General features: G+C 66.4%; 17 protein-coding genes. 13 read left to right on the forward strand and 4 right to left on the reverse strand.

The genetic code is table 11. The features are described 5' to 3' along the window. The first annotated feature begins 643 nt into the window (after positions 1–643). Complete coding sequence (locus tag D7X30_RS41805) at positions 644–7,195, forward strand: polymorphic toxin type 17 domain-containing protein (RefSeq protein WP_158619471.1); 6,552 nt, start codon at positions 644–646, stop codon at positions 7,193–7,195. Positions 7,196–7,206: 11 nt separating this feature from the next. Further along, positions 7,207–7,458, forward strand: coding sequence for a hypothetical protein (locus D7X30_RS41810; RefSeq protein WP_147443431.1), 252 nt, complete (start codon positions 7,207–7,209; stop codon positions 7,456–7,458). A 543-nt stretch (positions 7,459–8,001) separates the two neighbouring features. On the opposite strand, the gene D7X30_RS40315 is transcribed toward D7X30_RS41810, so the two are convergent. Then, on the reverse strand, positions 8,002–9,615 hold the full coding sequence (locus D7X30_RS40315; protein ID WP_120568291.1) for an alkaline phosphatase family protein: 1,614 nt from the start codon (positions 9,613–9,615) through the stop codon (positions 8,002–8,004). Positions 9,616–9,708: 93 nt separating this feature from the next. Here D7X30_RS40315 and D7X30_RS40320 point away from each other — a divergent pair, with 93 nt between their 5' ends. From D7X30_RS40320 to D7X30_RS40335, 4 genes are all read left to right on the forward strand, one after another. Then, positions 9,709–10,119: a thioesterase family protein gene (locus D7X30_RS40320; protein ID WP_120568292.1), complete on the forward strand. Its 411-nt coding sequence runs from the start codon at positions 9,709–9,711 to the stop codon at positions 10,117–10,119. Between the two features lie 41 nt (positions 10,120–10,160). Continuing rightward, positions 10,161–11,126 carry a class II fructose-bisphosphatase gene (gene glpX, locus D7X30_RS40325; RefSeq protein ID WP_120568293.1) on the forward strand — a complete coding sequence of 322 codons (966 nt, stop codon included), beginning with the start codon at positions 10,161–10,163 and terminating at the stop codon, positions 11,124–11,126. Between the two features lie 47 nt (positions 11,127–11,173). After that, positions 11,174–11,599 carry a type II toxin-antitoxin system RatA family toxin gene (locus tag D7X30_RS40330; RefSeq protein WP_014396139.1) on the forward strand — a complete coding sequence of 142 codons (426 nt, stop codon included), beginning with the start codon at positions 11,174–11,176 and terminating at the stop codon, positions 11,597–11,599. Positions 11,600–12,018: 419 nt separating this feature from the next. Then, positions 12,019–12,198: a hypothetical protein gene (locus tag D7X30_RS40335; protein WP_043321424.1), complete on the forward strand. Its 180-nt coding sequence runs from the start codon at positions 12,019–12,021 to the stop codon at positions 12,196–12,198. Between the two features lie 105 nt (positions 12,199–12,303). Here the strand turns inward: D7X30_RS40335 and D7X30_RS40340 are convergent, their stop codons facing one another. After that, the gene (locus D7X30_RS40340) at positions 12,304–13,392 is read right to left on the reverse strand and encodes an ADP-ribosylglycohydrolase family protein (protein ID WP_120568307.1); all 1,089 of its coding nucleotides are present in this window, start codon (positions 13,390–13,392) and stop codon (positions 12,304–12,306) included. A gap of 80 nt (positions 13,393–13,472) precedes the next feature. On the opposite strand from D7X30_RS40340, the gene eno reads away from it, so the two are divergent. The 3 genes from eno to D7X30_RS40355 are packed head-to-tail and all read left to right on the forward strand — an operon-like array spanning position 13,473 to position 16,494. Beyond that, positions 13,473–14,771 carry a phosphopyruvate hydratase gene (eno, locus tag D7X30_RS40345; protein WP_120568294.1) on the forward strand — a complete coding sequence of 433 codons (1,299 nt, stop codon included), beginning with the start codon at positions 13,473–13,475 and terminating at the stop codon, positions 14,769–14,771. A gap of 2 nt (positions 14,772–14,773) precedes the next feature. Next, complete coding sequence (surE, locus tag D7X30_RS40350) at positions 14,774–15,565, forward strand: 5'/3'-nucleotidase SurE (protein WP_120568295.1); 792 nt, start codon at positions 14,774–14,776, stop codon at positions 15,563–15,565. Between the two features lie 44 nt (positions 15,566–15,609). Further along, positions 15,610–16,494, forward strand: coding sequence for a peptidoglycan DD-metalloendopeptidase family protein (locus D7X30_RS40355; protein WP_233592098.1), 885 nt, complete (start codon positions 15,610–15,612; stop codon positions 16,492–16,494). On the opposite strand, the gene D7X30_RS40360 is transcribed toward D7X30_RS40355, so the two are convergent. Next, positions 16,491–17,501, reverse strand: a complete 1,011-nt coding sequence (locus D7X30_RS40360) for a 2-dehydropantoate 2-reductase (protein ID WP_120568297.1) — start codon at positions 17,499–17,501, stop codon at positions 16,491–16,493. The genes D7X30_RS40355 and D7X30_RS40360 overlap by 4 nt on opposite strands. Continuing rightward, positions 17,498–19,018, reverse strand: coding sequence for an acyl--CoA ligase (locus D7X30_RS40365; RefSeq protein WP_233592099.1), 1,521 nt, complete (start codon positions 19,016–19,018; stop codon positions 17,498–17,500). Before D7X30_RS40365 ends, D7X30_RS40360 begins: the two co-directional genes overlap by 4 nt. A gap of 139 nt (positions 19,019–19,157) precedes the next feature. Here D7X30_RS40365 and D7X30_RS40370 point away from each other — a divergent pair, with 139 nt between their 5' ends. The 4 genes from D7X30_RS40370 to D7X30_RS40385 all read left to right on the forward strand — a co-directional run bounded on the left by D7X30_RS40370 (position 19,158) and on the right by D7X30_RS40385 (position 22,815). After that, complete coding sequence (locus D7X30_RS40370) at positions 19,158–19,940, forward strand: SDR family oxidoreductase (RefSeq protein WP_120568298.1); 783 nt, start codon at positions 19,158–19,160, stop codon at positions 19,938–19,940. Positions 19,941–20,003: 63 nt separating this feature from the next. Further along, positions 20,004–21,035 carry a CsgG/HfaB family protein gene (locus D7X30_RS40375; protein ID WP_233592100.1) on the forward strand — a complete coding sequence of 344 codons (1,032 nt, stop codon included), beginning with the start codon at positions 20,004–20,006 and terminating at the stop codon, positions 21,033–21,035. Between the two features lie 17 nt (positions 21,036–21,052). Then, positions 21,053–22,195 (forward strand): lipopolysaccharide assembly protein LapB, encoded by a 1,143-nt coding sequence (locus tag D7X30_RS40380; RefSeq protein ID WP_120568300.1) that lies wholly within the window; start codon positions 21,053–21,055, stop codon positions 22,193–22,195. A 2-nt stretch (positions 22,196–22,197) separates the two neighbouring features. Next, positions 22,198–22,815 carry a hypothetical protein gene (locus D7X30_RS40385; protein WP_199724694.1) on the forward strand — a complete coding sequence of 206 codons (618 nt, stop codon included), beginning with the start codon at positions 22,198–22,200 and terminating at the stop codon, positions 22,813–22,815. The last annotated feature ends 97 nt before the right edge of the window (positions 22,816–22,912 follow it).

Below are 22,912 nucleotides of genomic sequence, written 5' to 3' on the forward strand. Positions count from 1 at the left end.
ATTCCGGGAACCGACAACCCGTTGATCCGCACGTGTGAGAGCCCCTGCTCGGTCAAGCCCACCCAGACCTGTAGCCGTCCGAATGGTTATTGGGACGGCTTATGCTGGGGGTGTGCAGGCACAGCGCCGTGCACGGGCTGTGGTGGCAAGCAGGGAACAGGACAATGCACCTACTTCTGCCAGGTAAGCCAGGGTAACTGCAATGTCGGTCCAGAAGTATGCAACGCCTGTGACGACAACGCTGATGGGTTTATCGACAACGCGCTTGGAGCCAGCCAAAGTCACACTTTGACTGAGGCTTGCGTCATTTCAAACGGTGAATGCACGGTGGCCGGGACGAACTACTGCGCTCCAGGCCGTTATGGGACCTGTGTCTCAAATGTTCCTGAGGCATGCAACGGCGCTGACGATAACTGTGACGGAAACATCGACGAACTGGTGTGCAGGGCTCAGGCTGGCGGAACCGGCACCTGCGTGAGAACCACCTGTGAGACCCAGGGCGCGGCTTGCGGTTCGATCAGCGATGGCTGTGGTGGCAACCTGTACTGCGGGACCTGCGACGCGGGCCGGGTGTGTCAATCAAACTCTTGCGTCTCCGTGCAGTAGGGTGGGGAACGGTATTCGGGATTGCTGGGGGCGGCAGATGGCAAAGCGTACTGAGCGGACTTGGTCGCGTCGTGAAGAAATCACAGCTCCTTCCGTGAAAACAAAAAAATGGGGAGCTGCCGTCCTTCTGTTGTTTTATTTCAATGGACTGATGGCTGGGTGCATGAATGCGCTCCAGTCTGAAGATGCTCGGCCAGTGCGTCAGAGCATGAACCTGGATGCGGGCTTCACCCCTCCAGCACCAGGCACCATTCTGCCCACGGAGGTGGATGCGACGGGCCTTGCCGCTGGACCGGTCGCGGGCTCGGCGGGCGTCTCGATGAATGGCGCCGCGCTCTACAACATCCCGCTATGGACGCCGCCCTCTCGAGCCGGAATCGGACCGGAGCTGTCCCTGAACTACAGCAGTCAGTCAGGGGTGGGAATGGCGGGCATGGGCTGGGATGTATCAGGCATCTCCCGCATCACCCGTTGTGGCAAGTCCCTTGCCTTGGACGGAGTCGAAGCGGACCCCACCCTGGATGATGGCCCCAACGGAGACCGTTATTGCCTCGACGGGCAACGGTTGATCAATGTTGCAGGGGCCTACGGAACGGAGGGCTCCGAATACCGCGCGGAGTTCAACGGGCACGAGAAGATCGTGGCACTCGGTGTCTCTGACATGGGGCCGAGTACCTTCCGGGTGTATCAGACCGATGGCTCCATCCGTACCTACGGCCCGATCGCGCCCGGCTTCAAGACGAAGGTCACGTACACGCCGCAGACGGACACGTATGTTCGCAACGTGGAGAAGTACATCAAGTTTGAGTGGGGATTGACTCGGGTCGAAGACACGATGGGAAATTACATGACCATCGACTACTCGATTCTCGGGAGTTCTCAGGCAGGCTTCGAGATTCTTCCGAAGACAATCCGGTATACGGGGTTCGCGGGCGCACCCGCACTTGCGCCGACGCGCAGGATCGAGTTCGTCTACGAAGACGATCCATTCGCCACGGATCGATGGATTTCTGGATACAAGATGCGCCGAGCCAAGAGGCTTGCATCGCTGGAGATGTATGGCCCGGCACCCAGTGTCGAAGGCAAGCTCAAGACTTATCACTTCAAGTATCGGACCGGCTATCACGTTCGGGAGTCCGCCAGCCTCCTGAGAACACTGTCCGAATGCGATGGTCAGGGTGTCTGCAAGGAGGACCTTGTCTTCGAATACGACATTCCTCCGATGCGATTGCGGAACGAGACGGTCAAGTTCACGTTCTCGGGAGTTGCCGGGCGCAACCAGTGCTACTTCGGAGATCTCGACGGAGATGGGCGCGACGATGTTGTCTATGGGGCAAGTGATAATCGGTACTACTATCGATTGAGCCAGGGCGTGGGGTTTGGGGCGCCTGTTCTTGCAAAGGGACTGCCTGAGATTGTAAGGCAGCCGCAGAACGACTCGTCACTGCCACCACTGGATACCATTGAGGCGGAAAGCAATGCGCTTTTTGACCTTGATGGAGACCGGCGCTCGGAGTTCATGCTGACGAAGTACCAATGGTACTGGGTGGTTGTAGGCGGCGGTTTGCCCAATGAGCGGCGCGCGAATGTTGGCAACCTGCTGTATCGCAACTACAAGAATGCCCAGGGCGATGTTGAGTTCATGCTGGCGTACCAGGAACCGCTTGCGTACCCGCGTGAGTTGCAGGACTGGCGGGTCACCGACCTGAACGGGGACGGGCTTCCTGAATACGTTGCCTACAGCCCTGCGCACCAGGGAATTGTCTATCGCACGTTCAATCCGACAGGGTTTGGACCCTTGACGCTACTGGCCCCCTGGCAGCCTGAGTCGCCTCGGCGCAACTTCAAGGTCTTCCAGTTGGGCCGTGAAATCCGCTCTGGGTATGGCGACGGTCGGTTCGCGACCTTCTCGCCTGCGGGTGTTCCCGGAACAGGTGGTTATGACGGCCGGCGCGCGCCCGAAGACTACCTCACGCCCGCGGACGTCAATGGTGATGGCCTGCAAGACTATCTCATCACCCACCCAATCCCGCCGATGAATGGTAATGGGGTCAGGGAGAAGACCTGTTACGCGATCAACACGGGGAATGGATACGAAGAGCCTGTTTGCGCTTCGACCTTGAATGGCTTCGATTCAGAAGGACGCCTTCTGGTGACCGATCTGAATGCAGATGGCCGGGCTGAACTCCGCACTGGGTTCGGTCTCTATGCGCTTTGGCAGACGGGTGATGCTTGGTCTGACTGGTTCGTCAGGAGTGTGCCGCTCCCAACCGATGCGTTGTATCCAATTGGAACCATCCGGCGCATCGAGAATCAGGCGGATGTGAACGGAGATGGCGTTCCGGATTTCTATTCTTGCAGCGGCTCTAGCGTGGAGGTGGATGTTTCCAAGGGGGCACAGCAACCGCTCTTGGTGTCTGTCCGAAATGGCGCTGCCTATAGTTCGTTCGAGTACAGCCACGTGGGAGACCGGATCGTCTACACTCCCACGGAGCCTGCATTGCCCATTCCCGACACAACCCCCATGCATCGCGGCATCTGGGTCGTCAAACGGGCTTTTGGAGGCGTAGGTGCATTGCCAGCTTATGCCCTGAACTATCAGTATGCAGGCAGCCTCGTTGCGAAAGGACGAGGGTGGCTGGGCTTCGGCGAGCGGATTGTCACAGACGAAAATACAGGAAGCCGGACGACGTCCTCCGTTTCCCGCGGTGCGCCGGGACGTGCGGCGCTGCCTGCTTCCGTGCTTGTCGAGACACCATTGGATGGAATCGTTCGGATTGAACGGCAGACGTGGAATTATGCCTTTCGTTCGGGACCTCTAATTAATCTGGAGAAGGTTGTCTCGACTGGAGAGACTTGCGACCGGAATCTGCAGTACGGAAGCCAGATTTGTTTCCAGGTGGTGGTCAATGAGCAAGAATTCGATGCCTACGGGAATCCGACTTCGACTCAGTCTAACAAGCTCTGGGGTGTGACTCTAAACGAGGGTTCATCCAGCGTGGTCCAGCATCTCTATGAGCCGCCAGATACAGGCCGGTGGCTGGTCTCCCGTCCGCAGCGGGTCGACAGCCAGTGGTCCAATTCACTGGGGACCGTCAGTCAAGCGGTTGAGTATCATACTCATCCATTGACTGGACTTGTAGAGCGGATCATCCGCTCTCCAGAGGGCGCAGCGTCGGAACGGCTGACAACGCAATTCTTCTACAATGAGCTGGGGCTGCCTACCGCAATAGAATTGTCCGGCCTGTCGGGTTCCATCAGGAGGCGGACGCTCGGGTATGCACCGCCGGATTCCATCTTCCCGGAATGGGAGCAAGAGGGAGCCATTCGCAGGGAGTCCCTGTACCATTCTGGGTTGGGTAGCCTGTTAAGCGCGCGTGATAACACCGGAGGGGAAACGACCTTCAGTTATGACGGCTTCGGCAGAGGACGACGGGTGGACGTCCCGGGATTGGGCGATCAATCGACCTCGTACCAGCGCAGGGCTGGTGCCGAAGGGGGTTGGATCATCTCTTCCCTGGTGGGAGGCGGGTCGGAGAGCCAGATTGAGATGGATGCCCTGGGGCGCCCTCTCCTTGAACGGTGGGTTCGAGCTGGACCGCAGCCCGAGTATGTCTATGTCCAGACGGAATATAAGGCAGACGGCAAGGTCTGGCGCGTCAGCCAGCCGCACACGGCGAATGAACCCCCCGCGTACACGTATCTAGATACGGATGGGCTTGGGCGGCCGGTCAAGCTGACGCACTTGGATGGGCGCTTCAGGACCTGGAACTATTCGATCCTTCAGGCGGACTCCGTGGACGAGGGTGGAAGGCACACCCGAGTCCACTACAATGGTTTGGGTCAGGTGGCCTCGACCGCGAACGTGCTGCCTGGTGGTGTGCTCCACACCACGACGTTCCAGTACAACGCGCTGGGTGGGCTTGCCCGGGTCTGGGATCCAAAAGGCAATTTGACGACCCTGGAGTACGACTCCCTGGGCAGGCAAACCGCCTTGGTGGACGCGGATCAGGGACGCACCTCGGTGAGATTCAACGCCTTCGACGAAGTTGTTCATCGGACCGACGCGCTGGGCGTAACGGACATTCAGCGAGATGATTTTGGCCGACCGTTGAATGTTGTGTCCCCGGATGGGACGACGACCTACACCTGGGACACTTCGCCTGGGCCACAAGGCCTGGGGCGCCTGGCCACGGTGACGAGTCCGGATGGCGTGCTGACGGAGTTCGCCTACGACGTGTTGGGACGGCCCTCGGAGACCGCCTGGACCATCTCCGGCCGGCGCTTCGCGACAGATGTTTCATATGACGATTACGGAAGGCCGTTGACCTTCGCGTATCCCGAAGCCGGTCCCGTGGAGAATCCCAGCAGGCTGGTGGTCCAGAAGACCTATGACGGTTCGGGGAGTCTGGCTTCCATCCGGAATCCGCTGACGGGGACGGAGTATTGGAAGGTCCTGGAGAGCAATTCTCTTGGCCAGATCAAGCGTGAAATGTCAGGAAATGGCGTTGTCACGCAACGTATCTTCGACAAGGTCGGCACGCTTCGGTTCATGGAGGCCACCGGAGTGGTTCCTGTCCAGCGAATGTCATTCGGTTTTGCGCCCGATGGCAATTTGAAGGAGCGCCACGACCTGATCGCGGGGACGTCCGAGGATTTCAACTACGACGAACTCGACCGGCTGACGCATTGGCAGGTGACCCAGAATGGTGCCATTTCCAGGCAGGAGTTCCATTATGACTCAATCGGGAATCTGGAGTCCCATCAGATTTCCGCCGGGCCTGGATTCACCAGTTCGTTCACCTACAGTGGGCCGCAGTCGCATGCCCCCAACAGTCGGACGCAAAAGGGGGTGACCCGGTTCCTGCAATACGACGCTGTGGGGAACCAGGTGGATGATGGGCTTGGCCGCACCGTGCAGTATTCGGCGTTTGATCTGCCAAAGCAGATTGCCTTGAACCAGGAGACGACGTCCTTCAAGTACGACGGTGCTCAGCGCCGGGTCTTGAAGACACAGGCCAACGGCGACGAGGTCTTGAGCCTTCGCGGCATCTACGAACGCAAGCGCGTTTCAGACGTGGTGGAGCACACGTTCAACGTGAATGCAGAAGGGGGCCTTGTCGCTCAGATTCACTGGCAAGAGAATGCGGATGGGACACTCGTGAGTGAGCGCGTCTCCTACGTGCATTCAGACCTCCTGGGCACGCCGTCCGTCGTGACCGATGCCGAGGGGTACGTCATTGAACGCCTGAAGTTCGCTCCGTTTGGAACACGGCAGACCCCGGAGGACCTTGCCCAGGTCATGGCCGCTGCGCCTCTGCTGGGGAGGTCCTTCCAGGGGCACCCCGTGGATGAGGAAACCGGTCTGGTTGACATGGGCGGGCGGCTTTACGATCCAGGCTTTGGATCGTTCTTGACGCCTGACCCTGTCGCAACGGGTTCGCTCAATCGGTATCGCTTCGGCCTGAACAACCCTTTCGCCAATACCGACCCAACGGGCTTTAGCGTGTTCGGTACGGGCTTGAGTATCTTCAGGACGATTTTGGGCGGAGGTGGCATGGCGGGAGGAGGGCTCAATCCCAATCCCATCCCAGGCCATTATGACTCCGTGGATTGGAATTACGGGAGTTCCCGTGGCGGCGGAGGAACTGGTTCTGTCAATACAGGGGAGAGCACGAAGCCCTCCACGACTCCCAATGGTTCGCGATACTATTATCAGGCGAATCGGATTTCGCCTATCTCCAATCTCTATGGCGGAAGCGGCGGTGATGCGTCATCGCGCGTCAGCACCCCAACCGGGAGCTGGATTGACGGTGCGGCAAACGCTGCTGGGGCGATGCTGGCGGACTTGCCGGCCGCCTACGTGTCTTCACTCACGGGCCCTTTTAACCCTTATGAGTCCGCGCTTCGGTCTATCGACACGTTGCATCAGTTGAGGGCCAGCACCAAGGAGCACGGCGTTCTAGGGGGATTGGTTGATACGTTCAACCCTGCGGGAAAGGCGATGGAGGAAGGGTGGCTTGCCAGTGCGGCGTATGACTCCGGGGACAGTTATGCGGCTGGCGCACACGGTTTCTATGCGTCTGTTTATGCTGTTCAAACCATTCTCTTGGCTTCAGGTAGTGCAAAGGGGGGGGCTGGGGGAGGGAGAGGTCTTGGAGCTGCCTCGATAGAGGTTGAACTGGCCGGCTCTGCGCGGACATTTGGGGGTTCCTTGTCGGGAATCGCTCTGCCTGGCGCTGGCGCGTTTCGAACCTACTTGACGAAGACAGTACCAAGCATCCGATCTCGCTTGAGGGATGCGGGTTTGCCTGGCGGACGACGGACCACTCCCCGGGACGGACATTTACGTTACCGGCCCCCTGAGGGCTACCGCCCTGGAAACCCGCTGCCAAGGGGACCAGGAGGGGGATACCTTGATCGGCACGGTAATGAGTGGGTCAAAGGCCCATACCATGGAGATCCATCAAGAGGGTTTAAATTTGAATGGGATGTTCAGCTTTCCGCGGCTGGTAGGGCTCATTTCAGGGACTGGCTTGGAAAGGTGAAATATATCAACGTTGCTCCTGATGGGAATCTCTCGCATTGAGGTGTCATTTCATGTTGACTGATGCTGAGTTGGCACGCCAAAGAGGGTATCGGTTCTATGTATCCAGGAAAGAGCAGCGAGGGGGGCGATGGTTGAAGGTTTATGAAGGCGAGATGTTGGAGGAGGCCCTTCGCGTTGGAAGGGAGGCAAAGGCGTTTGAGGTGGCTGTCTTCCTGGAGACGGCGCATGGCGGGTTTGTTTACTGGACGAGCAAGCATCCGGATGTCTTCAACTCATCGGTGCTGACTACCGAAATGAGCTGAATTCGCTGCGTCATGTCGTGTGTGCTGCTTGTCTTGTGCCTCCAGGCATCAATTCGGCGCACAGCCCCCTCTGTGGGGGCCGGGACTGCGAAGATGAGCGCAGGGCCATCAGCACCACGACGTTTCCCGGGTGAATCCAGGGGCACGGCTACTGGAGCACGAAGCGCACGAGAGGCGGCCGTTATTGGCCCCTCGGTGCGCCGTGCGCCTGGGCAGACAGTTGACACGGATGGCACCCACCCGCGTCAGGGGCGTCCAGCGGCCTCTTGGGCGAATTCCTCGGGCGCCCGGGGCCGAGCCATACTCGCGTGCCATGGATGTATTGCAGAAGGCCTCGTCGAGGAAGACAAGGCGCCGCACGTCCACGACGCTCAAGAGTTCGGTCTGAATGCGCCGACGCCAGTGGGGCCGCGGCGCGACGTCTCCGGTATCTTGGCTAACCGCAGGGCTCGGGCTTGAGGCAAGGTGGCGTTCAGACGATCGCGCCCAATATTGCCAAGCGTAGAGCCCCCCCGACTCAAATGGTCGGCTCTTGCGACCCTATTATCTTCCCAACGCCTCCACGCGCGGCTTGCCCTCCGCCGACGCGGGCATGCCCATCTCCAGAATCGCGGACAGGGTAGGGGCCACGTCCACGGGGTTGATCTCCTCCAGGTACAGCCCCGGCTTCACGCCCTTGCCCGCGAACACCACCGGCACCTGCGTGTCGTACGAGTACGGCGTGCCGTGGTTCGTGCCGCGCGGGTAGTCGCTGACGACCTGGAACGGCTTCGCCATGAACAGCACGTCGCCGCTGCGCACCGGGTAGTAGCCACGGCGCATCGCCGCCATGAGCCCTCCCTGGTCCGGCGCCGTGTCCAGGTCGTCCTTCGCCACCGCCCAGACGGCATAGGGCTGCTTCGCCAGCCACACCGCCGCCGCGCGCCGCACCGCCACCGCGTCCACCTGGCCGGACTCCAGCGCCTTGCCGCCCAGGTACACGTCCAGCTCCAACAGCTTCACCGTCACGTCCACGCTGAACTTCGCCTTCAGCTCCTGCGCCAGGCCCTTCGCCGCCTCCACCGGGTTGAGCCGCGCGGCCGGCACGCCCGCCTGCGCCCACGCCTCCGGAATCTCCGCGCCGCCGTGGTCCGCCGACAACGCGATGACCAGGTTCGCCTTGCCCCCCGCCGCGCGCTCGGCTGCGGCGATGAGCTCCCCCATCGCCACGTCCAACCGCAGCATCGTGTCCTGCATCTCCCACGAGTACGGCCCGAACGCGTGGAACACCGCGTCCGTGCCGCTGAAGCTCACCGCGAGGATGTCCGGCACGTCGTCCTTGCCCAGGCCCTCGCCCTCCAGCGCCGCCTTCGCCGCCTGCACCAGCAGGTCATGCGAGAACCCCGACACCGCGAACGCCCGGTACGACGCCGGCCCGGGCGCCTGCTGCCCGCCCTTCAACACGTGTGGGAACACACGCCCCATGCCGTAGGCCTCCGGCTCCATGGGGCGGTCGTCCTCGCCCACGTACTCGGCGCGCGGACGCAACAGCTCCCACGTCTTGCTGAACGCCGCGTCCGGCAGCTTGCGCGCGTTGAACGCCTGCATCCACGTGGGCTCCGCCTTCGCGTACCAGGTGCTCGTCACCATCCGGCCCGTCGCCTCGTCGAACCACCAGGCCTGGCCCTGGCGCCCGGCCAGCGGAATGGCCGCCCGCGACTTGTACGACAGCGCCACCACCTTGCCCCGGCCCTGCGTGGACACGCGCAGCCGGTCCGCCAGCGTCTCCGCCATCAGGTTCACCGGGCTGGTGTCCGACCCGGGAGGCGTCTCCCCATTCAGCACCGGATGCGTCGGGTCCGTGTAGACCTGCACCGCCTGTCCGGCCGCGCGGTCGTAGATGTCGTTGTCCACGATGCCGTGGCGCCAGGGGTTCGCGCCCGTGGCCAGCGTGGCGTGCCCTGGCGCCGTCCGGGCCTCCGCGTAGGCATACCGGGCGTAGGGGTAGTACGCGCCCGTGGAGAGCAGCCGGCCCAGGCCCCCCGTCAGGCGCGGACGGTTTCTCAACAGGACGTCGCTGCCCATGGCGTCCACGCTGATGAACAGCGTGAGCTTCGGGGCCTTGGCGGAGGCGGGCAGGGCGAACAGGACGAGGAGGGCGGCAATCAGGCGCGACATGGTGCGGCAGCCTCTCCGGCCGGATGAACAGAAGCAACCAACATGCGCGCCCACCGCTTGGACACGTCACCCCGCCCTGATATGGCCGCCTCAATGGTCGAGGCACGGCTGCGCGTCATCTACGGCGACACGGATCAGATGGGGGTCGTCTACTACGCGAACTACTTCCGCTACTTCGAGTTCGCCCGCAGTGAGTTCTTCCGTGCCCACGGAGGCAGCTACCGCGAACTGGAGAGCACCGGGCTCTTGCTGCCCGTGGTGGAGGCCAGCGCCCACTACAAGGCCTCCGCGCGCTATGACGACATGCTCCTCATCCGCGCCACCCTGGGAGAGTTGCGCCGCGCGTCACTCGTGTTCACCTACGAGTTGCTGCGCGACGGTGACTCCCCCACGCTGCTGTGCACCGGCCGCACCATGCACGCCTGCGTGGGGCGTGACGGCAAACCCCAGCGGCTGCCCGAAGCCATCGCCCGCCTGAAGGCCGCGGACGACTCCGACACCTGACTTTTTCCCTTCCCGAATTCCCGAACGAGGAGCACCCGACAATGGATCGCAACCTGGCAATGGAGGTCGTGCGCGTCACCGAGATGGCGGCCATCGCCTCCGCCCGGCTCATGGGCCGCGGCAACAAGGACGAGTCCGACCAGGCCGCCGTGGACGCGATGCGCCGCGCCTTCGACGCGCTGAACATCGACGGCACGGTCGTCATCGGTGAGGGCGAGCGCGACGAGGCGCCCATGCTCTACATCGGTGAGAAGGTCGGCCGCCGCGACGACGGCGCCCCCGCGGTGGACATCGCCCTGGACCCGCTGGAGGGCACCAACCTGTGCGCCTACGGCCGCCCGGGCTCCATCTCCGTCGTGGCCATGTCCAGCCAGGGCGGCCTGCTCAACGCGCCCGACACGTACATGGAGAAGCTCGCCGTGGGCCCGCGCGCCAGGGGCGCCATCGACCTGACGAAGTCCCCCACGGAGAACCTGCGCGCCATCGCGGAGCGCATGAAGCTCTACGTGGAGGACCTCACGGTCATGATTCTGGACCGCGAGCGCCACGCCGACCTCATCAAGGAGGTCCGCGCCGCGGGCGCGCGCGTGCGCCTCATCGAGGACGGTGACGTGGCGGGCGCCATCGCCACCTGCTTCGAGGGCTCCGGCGTGGACGTGCTCATGGGCATTGGCGGCGCGCCGGAAGGCGTCATCGCCGCGGCCGCCATCCGCGCCACGGGCGGCGACCTGCAGGGGCGGCTGGTGCCTCGCAACCAGGGGGAAATCGACCGCGCCAGGAAGATGGGCATCACCGACATCCACAAGATCTACACCGCGGAGGAGCTGGCCCGCGGCGAGGTGATGTTCGCCGCCACGGGCGTGACGAGCGGCGACTTCCTCAAGGGCGTGCGCTTCTTCGGCGGCGGCTGTGAGACGCACTCCGTCGTCATGCGCAGCAAGACGGGCACCGTCCGCTTCATCCAGTCCAACCACAAGTTCGACAAGAAGCCGGGCTACGCGCCGTAAGCTGTCCGTCAGCCTCGTCCGTCCTTCACTCCTTCGGAGACACCGCCATGGCCGGCGCCACGCGCACCATCACCATCAACGCCCCCGTCGAGAAGGTCTTCGACATCATCACCAACTACGACCGCTACGCGGAGTTCCTCCCGGAGGTGAAGAAGGTCTCCACCTCCCAGCGCCAGGGGAACACCGTCCAGGTGCACTACGAGGTCGATGTGGTGAAGCGCATCCGCTACACCATCCGCGTCACCGAGGAGCGCCCCAAGCGCATGTCCTGGACCTTCGTCGAGGGCGAGGTGATGAAGGACAACAAGGGCAGCTGGACGCTGGAGCCCGAGGGCGAGGGCAAGACGCGCGCGACCTACAACGTGGAGATGGCCCTGGGCGCCCTCATCCCCAAGGCCATCATCAACACCCTGACGGAAACCCAGCTCCCCAAGATGCTGGAGGCCTTCAAGCGCCGCGCGGAAGCCCCCTGACGGCTTTCGTCGACGGCTTTCGTCACCACTGACGACCCGCGTCAGTTTTCCGCCCGCCTGCCTGTCATCCCACACGGCCCATGCCGTGCAAGGGAGCAGGGGGGCGGGCGGGCCCTTTTCGGCTGGAGCCGTGCCACGCGAGCGGAGGGGGGCCACCTGAAATGAGTCGTGTTGCGGCGCGCGGCGAACGCATTAGGATCAGGCGAATTTTGAACGTCCACGGACACTTCCCTGACATCCGTGGCACGGTTGCTGTGTCCCGGATGTCGGGAGGTGGACGAGCAGCCATGCGGAATCAGGGTGCCATCCCCAGAAAGAAACCGGGGTTCTTAATTTGCATCAAAGAGATGTGGAAGTGGTAAGGGGGCGGGACGGCGGGCGTACATCGGGGTACGTAGGCTGAGGGAGAAACCGAACCCATGCTCGACGCTTTCATCATTGAAGAAATCAAGCGCCGCGAGCGGCTCCGCCGCGAGGATTACGAGCGGCCGGTGGTGGAGCTCCCACTGCCTGCACCCGATGACCGTCCCCACCGGAGGACGGACACCGAGGAAGAGAAGCCGTCACGAGGCGTCGTCGTCATCGACCTGCTCGGTTGATGACCCATCCCACCCGTGGCCCCTGCGCCACGGCGTGTCCCGGAGCCCGCGGCCGGGCTGTCCCTCAACGGACAGCCCCCGCGGGCTTCGCACTTGCGGGCCTCCTCACCCCGGCGCCAGCAGCAGCAGGTGCCGGGGGTGGTACACCTCCCACAGCACCGTTCCCTTCTGGAGGGGGTTGTAGGGCTGGAGGGCCAGGAGGACCTTCTGGCGCCATTCCTCTGGCAGCGCGCCCTCGCCGTGGAAGGCGCCCACCAGCGCCCCGGTGACGGAGCCGTGGACCTCCGTGTCGCCGCCCCGGTGGACGACGTCCAGGAGCGCCGCCTCTGCGGTGGGGACGTGGAGCAGCTCCCAGAAGGCCAGCCGGAACGCTGCACGCACCGCGTTATTGCCGGGCCGGTGCATGTGCAGCTCTGGGCCATAGAGCTGCGGGTCGTCCTGGGCCGCCAGGGCCAGGTCCTCACGCAGGAGCTTCGCGGCGAAGGCCACCTCCTGGACGTAGTCCTTCTCCAGCTTTCCCAGGGCGGCGGCCGCCAGGGAGATGCCCACCTCCGCGGCGGGCAGCAGGTCCGCGGCCTTCAGGTTCGGTCCGCCCGTCACCGCCTTGGCGATGGCGGCGCACAGCCCCGCGCCCGCCAGCTGGCTGCGTGGGTCGAAGTGGGTGAGGGCGGTGTCCTCCAGCGCCGCCTTCGCCAGGGCGAAGGAGTCCCTCGCCAGGTGCACGCCCAGGGGCACCACGCGCGGGAGGGCGCCCGCGGGGGCCAGCCGCCGGAGGTTCTTCTGCCACACGCGCTTGCCGGCGTCCTTCAGCTGGGGCGGGAGGCTCGCGTCACACTCCTGGAACAGCTCCTTCATGGGCCCGCTGACGGAGATGGCGTGCGACTGCCAGGCCCGGTAGCGCTTGAGGGCGTCCCCCGCGTCGTAGCGCTTCATGTCCCGCAGGCTCAGGGCCAGCGCCACCGCGAGCTGGGTGGGCTCCGTCACCTGCCCCTTGCGCAGGTCGTGCGGGCCGCCTCCGTGCATGCCCTGGTACGGCCCCTCGGCGAGCTGGGGGAAGGCTGGTGCGTAGAAGGGCCTGCCCGCGGTGGGGACGGCCAGGGCGTTGCCGATGGCGAGGCCCAGGAGGGCGCCCCGGGCGCGCTGGCCGGGCAGTGGGTCGGGGCCCGTGACGCGGCGCTTGGGAGGAGGAGGCATTCGGCGGCTGGACACTGTAGCAGGCGGCCAGTGCGAGCGTGCTTGCCCGTTCCGCCCGTGCTTCGTAGAACCGGCGCCCTATGACCGAGATCGCTCAAATCCTGGCGCGTGAAGTGCTCGATTCCCGTGGCAATCCGACCGTGGAGGCCGAGGTGCTGCTCGTGGGCGGCTCGCGTGGCCGCGCGACGGTGCCCTCTGGCGCCTCCACCGGCGAGCACGAGGCGCACGAGCTGCGTGACGGCGACAAGGGCCGCTACCTGGGCAAGGGCGTGAAGAAGGCCGTGGACCACGTGCGCGACACCATCGGGCCGGCGCTCATCGGCATGGACGCCGTGGACCAGGTGGCCGTGGACCAGCGGATGATCGAGCTGGACGGCACGTCCACCAAGTCCAAGCTGGGCGCCAACTCCATCCTCGCCGTCTCCATGGCCACCGCGCGCGCCGCCGCTGACGCGCACGGCCTGCCGCTGTACCGCTACGTGGGCGGTCTGCAGGCGCGCACGCTGCCCGTGCCGCTGATGAACATTCTCAACGGCGGCGCGCACGCGGACACCCGCGTGGACGTGCAGGAGTTCATGGTGGTGCCCGCCGGCGCGACGACGTTCGCGGAGGGCCTGCGCTGGGGCGCGGAGGTGTTCCACGCGCTCAAGAAGATCCTCAAGGGCCGCAAGCTGGCCACGGGCGTGGGCGACGAGGGCGGCTACGCCCCGGACCTGCCGGCCAACGAAGAGGCGCTCAAGCTCATCATGGAGGCCATCGACGCCGCGGGCTTCAAGGCGGGCGAGCAGCTGTTCCTGGCGCTGGACGTCGCCGCGAGCGAGTTCTTCGACAAGGGCTCCAAGAAGTACAAGCTCAAGGGCGAGGGCAAGGAGTACGACTCGCAGGGCCTGCTGGAGTACTACCGGGGCCTGTCCCAGAAGTACCCCATCATCTCCATCGAAGACGGCATGGCGGAGGATGACTGGGAGGGCTGGAAGAAGCTCACCGACGCGCTGGGTGACAAGGTGCAGCTGGTGGGTGACGACCTCTTCGTCACCAACGTGGAGCGGCTGTCCAGGGGCATCGAGACGGGCACGGCGAACTCCATCCTGGTGAAGGTGAACCAGATTGGTTCGCTCACGGAGACGTTCGACGCGGTGCGCATGGCGCACAAGGCGGGCATGACGTCCATCATGAGCCACCGCTCCGGCGAGTCCGAGGACACCACCATCGCGGACCTGGCGGTGGCGCTGGACTGCGGGCAGATCAAGACGGGCTCGGCGTCGCGCTCCGACCGCGTGGCCAAGTACAACCAGCTCCTGCGCATCGAAGAGGAGCTGGGCGCCGGTGCGCGGTACGCGGGCCGCACCGCCTTCCGCTCGCTCGCGAAGAAGCAGTGACCGTGAGCACTTCGCGCCCCCGCATCCTCGTCTCCAACGACGACGGCTACTTCTCCGAAGGGCTGCAGACGTTGGTGGAGGCGGTGAGCCCCCTGGGCGAGGTGTGGGTGGTGGCGCCTGACCGCGAGCAGAGCGCCGCCTCCCATGCCATCAGCCTGCACCGGCCGCTGCGCATCAAGGAGGTGCGCGAGCGGTGGTTCGCCGTGGACGGCACCCCCACGGATTGCTCGTATCTGGCGGTGAACCACTTGCTGAAGGACAATCGTCCCCAGCTCATGGTCTCCGGCATCAATCACGGCGCGAACCTGGCGGACGACATCATGTACTCCGGGACGGTGGCGGCGGCCATGGAGGCCGCGTTCCTGGGCGTCCCGGCCATCGCGTTCAGCCTGGTGACGCGGGGGCCGTTCGACTTCGGGCCGGCGGGCCGCTTCGCGCGGGCGCTGGTGACGGAGGCGCTGTCGCGGCCCCTGCCGCCCCGGATGCTCCTCAACGTGAACATCCCTGGCGGCGTGGAGCCGGACGGCTACGTCATCACCAAGCAGGGGCGTCACTCCTACGGCAGCAACGTCGTGGAGAAGGAGGACCCGCGCGGCCGCAAGTACTACTGGATTGGCGGCACGGAGTACGCGCACGACGACATCCCGGGCAGCGACTGCAACACCGTCATCGACGAGAAGCGCGTGTCGGTGACGCCGCTGCACTTCGAGATGACCGACCACGGTCGCATCCCCGAGCTCTCGGGGTGGAACCTGCAGGGCTTCAAGCGGCACGGTTCGGGCGGCGGTGCCTGAGGTTGGGGCCGGGCGGCTCCAGCCGAGCGGGCAGGGCGCTCTGGGTGTTGCTCGCGGCCGCGCTGTTCAGCGGCTGCGTGGGCACCCAGGCCGCTTCCTCCTCCCAGCTGGACACGGCCGGCGTGCGGCCCGAGTCGACGAGCAACGGCAAGCCGCTGTCCTTCGCGCTGAGGCCCACGCACGAGGAGCCGGAGCTGGTGGCGGTGCGCCACCGCGTGGCGGCGGGCGAGACGATGTACCGCATCGCCAAGACGTACGGCATCACGGTGGACGAGCTGGCCCAGGCCAACGGCATCAAGGATCCGCGCGAGCTGGCGGTGGGCAAGGAGTTGCTGATTCCGGGCAGCGAGCCTCCGAAGTACGGCGACCCGGGGCCGCTGTCCGACGAGGAGCCGGAGCTGGTGCTCTCGAAGCCGGGGCAGGCGCCGGTGTCCACGCCGCGCCGCTCGGTGCCGGCGGTGTCGCGCCGCGAGGATCCGCCGCGTGCGCGCGTGGTGTCGGGGCGTCCGGGCGCGCCGTCGCGTCCGAGGCTCGCGACGCAGGGGATGCTCGACTGGCCGTTGAGGGGCGTGCTGTATGGCCGCTTCGGCAAGAAGGGCAAGGAGCCGCACGACGGCATCGACCTGGCGGCGCCCGCGGGCACGCCCATCAAGACGGCGCAGGAGGGCACGGTCCTCTACGCGGGCGAGCAGAAGGGCTACGGCCTCATCGTCATCGTGGAGCACGCGTCGCCGCTGATCACGCTCTACGCGCACAACCGCGACCTGCGCGTGAAGACGGGGCAGAAGGTCCGGCGCGGGCAGGTCATCGCCACGGTGGGTGAGTCCGGCCGCACGTCCGGCCCGCACGTGCACTTTGAAGTGCGCGTGGACGGCAAGCCGGCGGATCCGCTGGAGTACCTGGGCGTGATGCCGTCCGCGTCCGACTAGGTTGCTTCGGGAGCGGGTGGCGTCGCGCGCGGCGGATAGCCACCGGCGTGTCGGGCGCGCTCGCGCACCAGGGCGAGGATGTTCTCGCAGGTGGGCATGGGCTTGCCGGTGAGCTGGCCCAATTCCACGACGGCGCCCAGCAGCGCGTCGATCTCCATGGGCCGCCCGCGCTCCAGGTCCTGGAGCATGGACGTCTTGTGCGCGCCGACCTGGGCCGCGCCCTGGATGCGCTGATCCACGTCGATGAGGAAGCGCGTGCCCAGCGTCTCCGCCACCGCCTGCGCCTCCAGCATCATCGTGCGGGCCACGGCGCGCAGGTCCGGCTGGCGGGCGAGGACGTCGAGCGTCGCGCCGGTGAGCACGGACAGCGGGTTGAAGGCGAGGTTGCCCCAGAGCTTCACCCAGATTTCATCGCGGATGCGGGGGCGCACGGGGGACTTGAGTCCGGCCTTCATCATGAGCTGCGACAGGGCCTGCACGCGCGGGCTCTTGCTGCCGTCGGGTTCGCCCAGCGTCACGCGGTCGTTGTACGTGTGCACGATGACGCCGGGGGAGACGACCTCCGCGGCCGGGTACACCACGGTGGCGATGACGCGCTCGGGAGGCAGGGTGCGCAGGATCACGCCGCCGGGGTCCACGCTCTCGACGTGGCGGCCCTCGTACGGGCCTTCGAGCCCGTGGAAGTACCAGTAGGGCACGCCGTTGATGCCGGTGACGAGCGCCGTCTCCGGGCCCAGCAGCCGGGCGATTTGAGGCGCGGCGGCGGGCAGGGCGTGGGCCTTGAGCGTGAGGAAGACGTAGTCCTGCGGGCCCGCGTCGTCGGGCGACTCCGTGCAATGCGGGCGCACGGTGACCGTCTCGCCGCCGCTGGTGAGCGTGACGCCGTGGGCGCGCATCGCGTCCAGGTGGGCGCCTCGCGCGATGAAGGTGACGTCCGCGCCGGCCTGGAGCAGCTTGACGCCCAGGAAGCCGCCGATGGCGCCCGCGCCGAAGATGGCGATCCTCATGACGTGAGCCCCAGCCGCTGCGCGAGCCCGATGCGCTGCACCTTGCCAGTGGGGCCCTTGGGCAGCTCCGTGAGGAAGACGATGCGGCGGGGCACCTTGAAGTCCGCCACGCGTGAGGCCACGAAGTCGCGCAGCTCGCGCTCGGTGGTCGTGTGGCCCTCACGAAGGACGACGGCGGCGGCCACGTCCTCGCCGAGCTTCGGGTGGGGCAGGGCGAAGGTCACGGCCTGCTGCGCGGCGGGATGATCCAACAACACGGTGTCCACCTCCAGCGGGCTCACCTTCTCCCCGCCGCGATTGATCAGCTCCTTCAGCCGTCCGGTGAGCCGCAGGTAGCCCTGCGCGTCGAGCGTCCCCTGGTCGCCCGTGCGGAACCACCCGTGGGTGAAGGCGCGTGCGTTGGCGTCGGGGTTGTTCACATAGCCGGACATGACGTTGGGGCCCCGGATGACCACTTCGCCAGTCGCGCCCGAGGGCAGCAGCGTGCCCGCGTCGTCCATGATGGCGACCTCCGGTCCGGCGGCGAGCCCTACTGAGCCCGCGTACCGGGGACGCGGCGGCAGCGGGTTGGAGGCCATCTGGTGCGCGGCCTCCGTCATGCCGTAGCTCTCGATGACGGGCACGCCGAAGACGCGCTCCAGTTCCTCCATCACCTGCGGCGGCAGCGACGCGGAGGAGGACCGGATGAAGCGCAGGCGGTGGTCCTTCAGGCTGTCCGCGTTGCGGTGGGCGCGCTCCAGCAGCGCCTGATGCATGGTGGGCACGGCCGTGTACCAGGTGGGGCGGACCTCCTCGAACCAGGAGAAGAAGCGCAGGGCGTTGAAGCCGGGCGTGCACACCACGCGGCCTCCGGCGCCCAGGCTGGACAGCACCGCCGCCACGAGCCCGTGGATGTGGAACAGCGGCATGATGTTGAGGCACGCATCCGTGGGCCCCAGCCCCAGCTGCGCGCCGATGTGCCGCGCGGAGGCGCGGAGATTCGCGTGTGTCAGTGGCACCTGCTTGGGCCGCGCGGTCGTGCCCGACGTGTGCAGCACCAGCGCGACGTCGTCCGCGCTGGCGGGGCCGGTGCGATGCGCCGTGCCCGAGAAGGGCTGCCCGGCCACGAGCGTGAAGTGCCCCGCGGGCCCCTCCTGTGTCGGACGCAGTTCGATGAGCGGGAGGTCGCGTGCCCGCGCGACCTCGCGGGCCGGTCCCTCCGCTCCTTCGAGCACGATGAGGGCACTGGCCTTGAGGTCGTCCAGGTAGAACGTGAGCTCATCCGCGCGGTAGGCGGGATTGAGCGGCGCGGTCGTCGCGGCGCTGGCCACGGCGAGGAAGGCCGCCGCCATCTCCGGCCCGTTGGGGAGCACCAGCGCGACGCGGTCTCCCTGTCCCAGGCCCCACGCATTCAATTGCTCGCGGACCTTCGCGGTGAGGTCCCGCAGCGCGCCGTACGTCATGCCCTGCCTGCCGGGCGCACCGAGCGCTATGTCCTCCGTCCGTCCGCGTGCGAGCAGCGCTTCGAGGGTGTCCATCCGCTCCATGCCGGGCTCCACGTCCTCGGGGTCCTCTTCCGAATATGGCCGTGGATCCCCAGGGGCAACCGCTTTGTGCGCGGGCCCGGGCCTTCTGCTCGCGTAGTGCTGCTATATCGGCGCGCCGGGAGGCATCACCATGTCGCGGAAAGTGGCGCTCATCACCGGCGCGTCAGCGGGGCTCGGAGTGCAGTTCGCGGAGCAGTTCGCGAAGGACGGGCACGACGTCATCCTCGTCGCGCGCGGCGTGGCGAAGCTGGAGGAACTGGCCCGCAGACTGGAGCAGGCGCACGGTGTGAAGGCGCACGTGCTGCCTGCGGACCTGGGACAGCCCTCCGCGCCAGAGCAGCTCTTCGCGCGCGTGCAGGAGCTGGGGCTCGCGGTGGACTTCCTTGTGAACAACGCGGGGTTCGGTTCCTCCGGGCCGTTCCTGGAGCAGGACCTGGGGCGCGAGGCGGAGATGGTGGAGGTCAACTGCGCTGCGCTGCTCAAGCTCACGCACCTGTTCGCGCGGCCCATGCGCGAGCGCAAGCAGGGGCGCATCCTCAACATCGCGTCCACCGCGGGCTTCCTGCCGGGGCCGTACATGGCCACGTACTACGCGACGAAGGCGTTCGTGCTGTCGTTCACGGAGGCGCTCGCGGTCGAGCTGGAGGGCACGGGCGTGACGGTGACCTGCCACTGCCCGGGCGCCACGAAGACGGAGTTCGCCGGGCGCGCCGGCAACGCGGAGTCTCGCCTGTTCAATCGGCCGGGCGTGGCGGAGGCGCCCGAGGTCGCGGGCCATGCCTACGCGGCGATGATGAAGGGGCGGGTGGTCTCCATCCACGGCGTGCTCAACTGGCTGGCGGCCTTCTCGGTGCGGGTCAGCCCGCGCGTCGTGGTGCGTTCCCTGGCGGCGAAGCTCAACCATCAGGGGTGAGCGGGCAGGGAAGCGGCCACGGAAGGCCTGGGCGCGGGCCGGGAGGAGGGTAGAGTGTCGGCCGTGTCCCGCCTCCCCCGGCTCTTCATCTCGTGCCTCGTAGCGCTGTCGTCGCCTGTCTTCGCCCAGGAGGGGGCGGCCGTCGCCGAGCCGCTCACGGTGGCGGTGCTGCCTCTGGCCGCCAACGCGGCGGGGAGGGATGCCGCGCAGGGCATCACGTTGCTCATCTCGGGCCGGCTCGCGGAGTCGCCCCGGCTGCGCGTGCTGTCCCAGCGGGACCTCCAGCAGCGGGTCGGCGCTGAGCGCCAGCAGGAGCTGGTGGGCAGCGCCCCTTGTGAGAAGGGCGAGTGCGTCCAGGAGCTGTCCTCGCTGACGGGCGCGCGCTACGTCCTCACGGGCCGGTTGGATCGCTTCGGGGGGCAGTACCTCCTCGACGCGAGCCTCGTGGACACGCGGGATGGCCGCACGCTCGCGCGGCCACGCACGGAGGCCTCCGAGGACGGCGAGCTCCTGCGCGCGGTCGTCGCCGTGTCCGACGAGTTGAGCATCGCGCTGGAGTCGCCCGGTGAGGTCGTTCCGGCCCGGCCGCTCCTGGGCGGCGCGGTCGCGTCGTCGCCGGGGGGCGGGCTGACGCTGGGGCTGCGCTTCAACAACAGCTTCATCGACAAGCTGTCGTCCTTGAATCCGGGCCTGGACCTGGAGATGGGCTACTGGTTCCACCCGGAATGGCAGGGCTTCGTGCAGGTCGGCTTCACCTGGGTGCATGCCGGCGGCGACGAAGAGGGCGAGCTCAACGTGCTGCCCAGCATCGTGGGGGCGCGGCACTATCACCGCCTGGAGAAGGACCTGCGGCCGTACTGGGGCTTCGGCCTGGGCGTGCAGTTGTCGTTCGGCGACTACGGCATCTTCCAGAGTACGGGCCCGCTGCCGTCCGTCGTGGGATTCGTGGGGTTGGAGTACCTGCTGGCGGGCCACGTGGGCTTCCAGCTGGAGCTGGGAACGAACATCGCGCAGGCGGTGCTGGGGCTCGCGGACGACGGCGCGGGCGACGGCCTCAACTTCGATGTCAACGCCGGCATCGCGTATCACTTCTGAGTCTTCCGGAGCCTCTCATGTCCTCGCGTCTGCGTGCCCTGCCGCTCATTGCCCTGCTGGCCTCCGGGGCCTGCACCGAAACGCCGAAGCTCGATCCGAAGGACCAGGCGGAAGGGCTCTACCTCCAGGGCAACTCCGAGTACCTCAAGGGCAACTTCGACGCCGCGCTCAAGTCCTTCGACGAGATGAAGACGCTGGCGCCCGCGGATCCGCGCCTGCCCGCCGCGAGGGGTGAGGTGCTCCTGTCGATGAGCCGGCTGGAGGAGGCCGCGAAGGAGTTCGAGGTGGCGCTGCGGTTGGATGCGAAGCGCTCCACCAACTGGAGCCGGCTGGGGTTCATCCAGGCGCAGCTGGGCAAGAAGGACGAAGCGCGGCAGTCGCTGCAGAAGGCGCTGGCGCTGCATCCGAAGGACTTCAACGCGCTGGAGCAGCTGGGAGAGCTGGCCGAGGAGCGAGGCGACCACGACGAGGCGGTGCGCGACTTCACGCAGGCGGCCGAGGCCGCTCCGGACGCGTCGAAGGCCGACCTGCTGGTGCGGGCGGTGGACGTACTGACGAAGCAGGGGCGGCAGGACGAGGTGCTCGGGCTGTTGCGCAAGGTGACGGGGCAGGGCGTGCGCACGCCGGAGGTGCTGACGGCGCTGGGAGACGCGGAGGTGCGCGCGGGCCGGTTGCCGGAGGCGGCGGCGGCGTACGACGAGGCCGCGAAGAAGTCGCCGAAGGATCCAACGCTGTGGGAGCTGGTGGCGGAGATCCAGCTCAAGCTGGGCAAGCGTGAAGAGGCGCTGAAGGCCTACGGCGAATCGCTGAAGGTGAAGGACCGCGCCATCGTGCACGTGGCGCTCGCGAGAGCGCACCTGGCGACGGACGACCGCGTGGCGGCGGAAGGGGAGCTGCAGAAGGCCCTGGAGACGGTGTCGGGCGCGGACGTGGGGGAGATGCAGGAGCTGGCGGACCTGCTCACGGTGATGGGGCGCAAGCAGGACGCCCTGCGCATCCTGACGAGCCTGGGCTCGGAGCCGGGGCATGCGAAGGACATGGAGCTGCAGTTGTCCACCGCGAGGCTCGCGCGTGACTTGAAGGACACGGCCACCGTGCAGGCCGCGTGCGCCCGCGTGGCCGCGGCGGCGACGGATGGTGGCGTGGTGAAGTGCCCGTAGGCTTGCGTCGTGGGTGGCAGTGCCTGCTGTTGCTGGTCCTCCTGACGGGCTGCGCGTCCGTCCGGGTCGTGCGTCTGGACACGGGGCGCGCGGACCCGGTCGTCGTGACGCCCCGGGGGGAGGAGGCTCCGCTGGAGGACGCGGAGCTGACGCAGGGCGAGTTCAAGAGGGCTGTTGCGGAGCTCGCGCGGGAGGTCCGTCCGTTCGCGCATCCGCTGCGGGATGCGCGGGCGTTGTTCGGCATGCCGGAACGCAGCGGCGTGTTCGGGTACGAAGCACGCACGCATCGGATCCGTCCCCTGGGAGAGGCGGAAGCGCGGGAGCTGCACCTGCTGGACGATGCGTCGGCGGAGCTGACGCGCGCCTATGGGCGGTGGTGCGAGCGAAAGAAGCAGGGGCGGGACTGCCTTTCGTTGTTGGAGGAGGGGCCGCTGCTTGGAAGTGACGGGAGGTATGCGCTGGCCCTGGCGTTGGCGATGGACTCGGTGTGGGAGGAGACGGCGGAGGCACTGCGGGGAGTGGTGAATCCGCAAGCGGTCCTGGCCACCGTGACGGCCTCGGTCACGGTGTACCTGCTGCTGTGGTCGTTGCCGGAACTGTCATCAAAACACCTGTGTTAGCGGGAGTGGCTGCGACGACGATGATGTTGCCTCGTCCTTTGGCGGCTCGCTCCATGTGTAAGAGCGGCTTTGATGCGGCGCTCGATGGCGGGGGTCA

The organism is Corallococcus sp. AB011P (assembly GCF_003611605.1).
Taxonomy (GTDB): Bacteria; Myxococcota; Myxococcia; order Myxococcales; family Myxococcaceae; genus Corallococcus; species Corallococcus coralloides.

What these genes read in the sequence shown, in the direction of transcription:
- D7X30_RS40365 (WP_233592099.1), bottom strand. Translation starts at nt 19,018, where the DNA reads ATGGACACCCTCGAAGCGCTGCTCGCACGCGGACGGACGGAGGACATA.
- glpX (WP_120568293.1), top strand. Translation starts at nt 10,161, where the DNA reads ATGGATCGCAACCTGGCAATGGAGGTCGTGCGCGTCACCGAGATGGCG.
- D7X30_RS40320 (WP_120568292.1), top strand. Translation starts at nt 9,709, where the DNA reads ATGGTCGAGGCACGGCTGCGCGTCATCTACGGCGACACGGATCAGATG.
- D7X30_RS41810 (WP_147443431.1), top strand. Translation starts at nt 7,207, where the DNA reads ATGTTGACTGATGCTGAGTTGGCACGCCAAAGAGGGTATCGGTTCTAT.
- D7X30_RS41805 (WP_158619471.1), top strand. Translation starts at nt 644, where the DNA reads ATGGCAAAGCGTACTGAGCGGACTTGGTCGCGTCGTGAAGAAATCACA.
- D7X30_RS40335 (WP_043321424.1), top strand. Translation starts at nt 12,019, where the DNA reads ATGCTCGACGCTTTCATCATTGAAGAAATCAAGCGCCGCGAGCGGCTC.
- D7X30_RS40360 (WP_120568297.1), bottom strand. Translation starts at nt 17,501, where the DNA reads ATGAGGATCGCCATCTTCGGCGCGGGCGCCATCGGCGGCTTCCTGGGC.
- D7X30_RS40380 (WP_120568300.1), top strand. Translation starts at nt 21,053, where the DNA reads ATGTCCTCGCGTCTGCGTGCCCTGCCGCTCATTGCCCTGCTGGCCTCC.
- eno (WP_120568294.1), top strand. Translation starts at nt 13,473, where the DNA reads ATGACCGAGATCGCTCAAATCCTGGCGCGTGAAGTGCTCGATTCCCGT.
- D7X30_RS40370 (WP_120568298.1), top strand. Translation starts at nt 19,158, where the DNA reads ATGTCGCGGAAAGTGGCGCTCATCACCGGCGCGTCAGCGGGGCTCGGA.
- D7X30_RS40340 (WP_120568307.1), bottom strand. Translation starts at nt 13,392, where the DNA reads ATGCCTCCTCCTCCCAAGCGCCGCGTCACGGGCCCCGACCCACTGCCC.
- D7X30_RS40330 (WP_014396139.1), top strand. Translation starts at nt 11,174, where the DNA reads ATGGCCGGCGCCACGCGCACCATCACCATCAACGCCCCCGTCGAGAAG.
- D7X30_RS40315 (WP_120568291.1), bottom strand. Translation starts at nt 9,615, where the DNA reads ATGTCGCGCCTGATTGCCGCCCTCCTCGTCCTGTTCGCCCTGCCCGCC.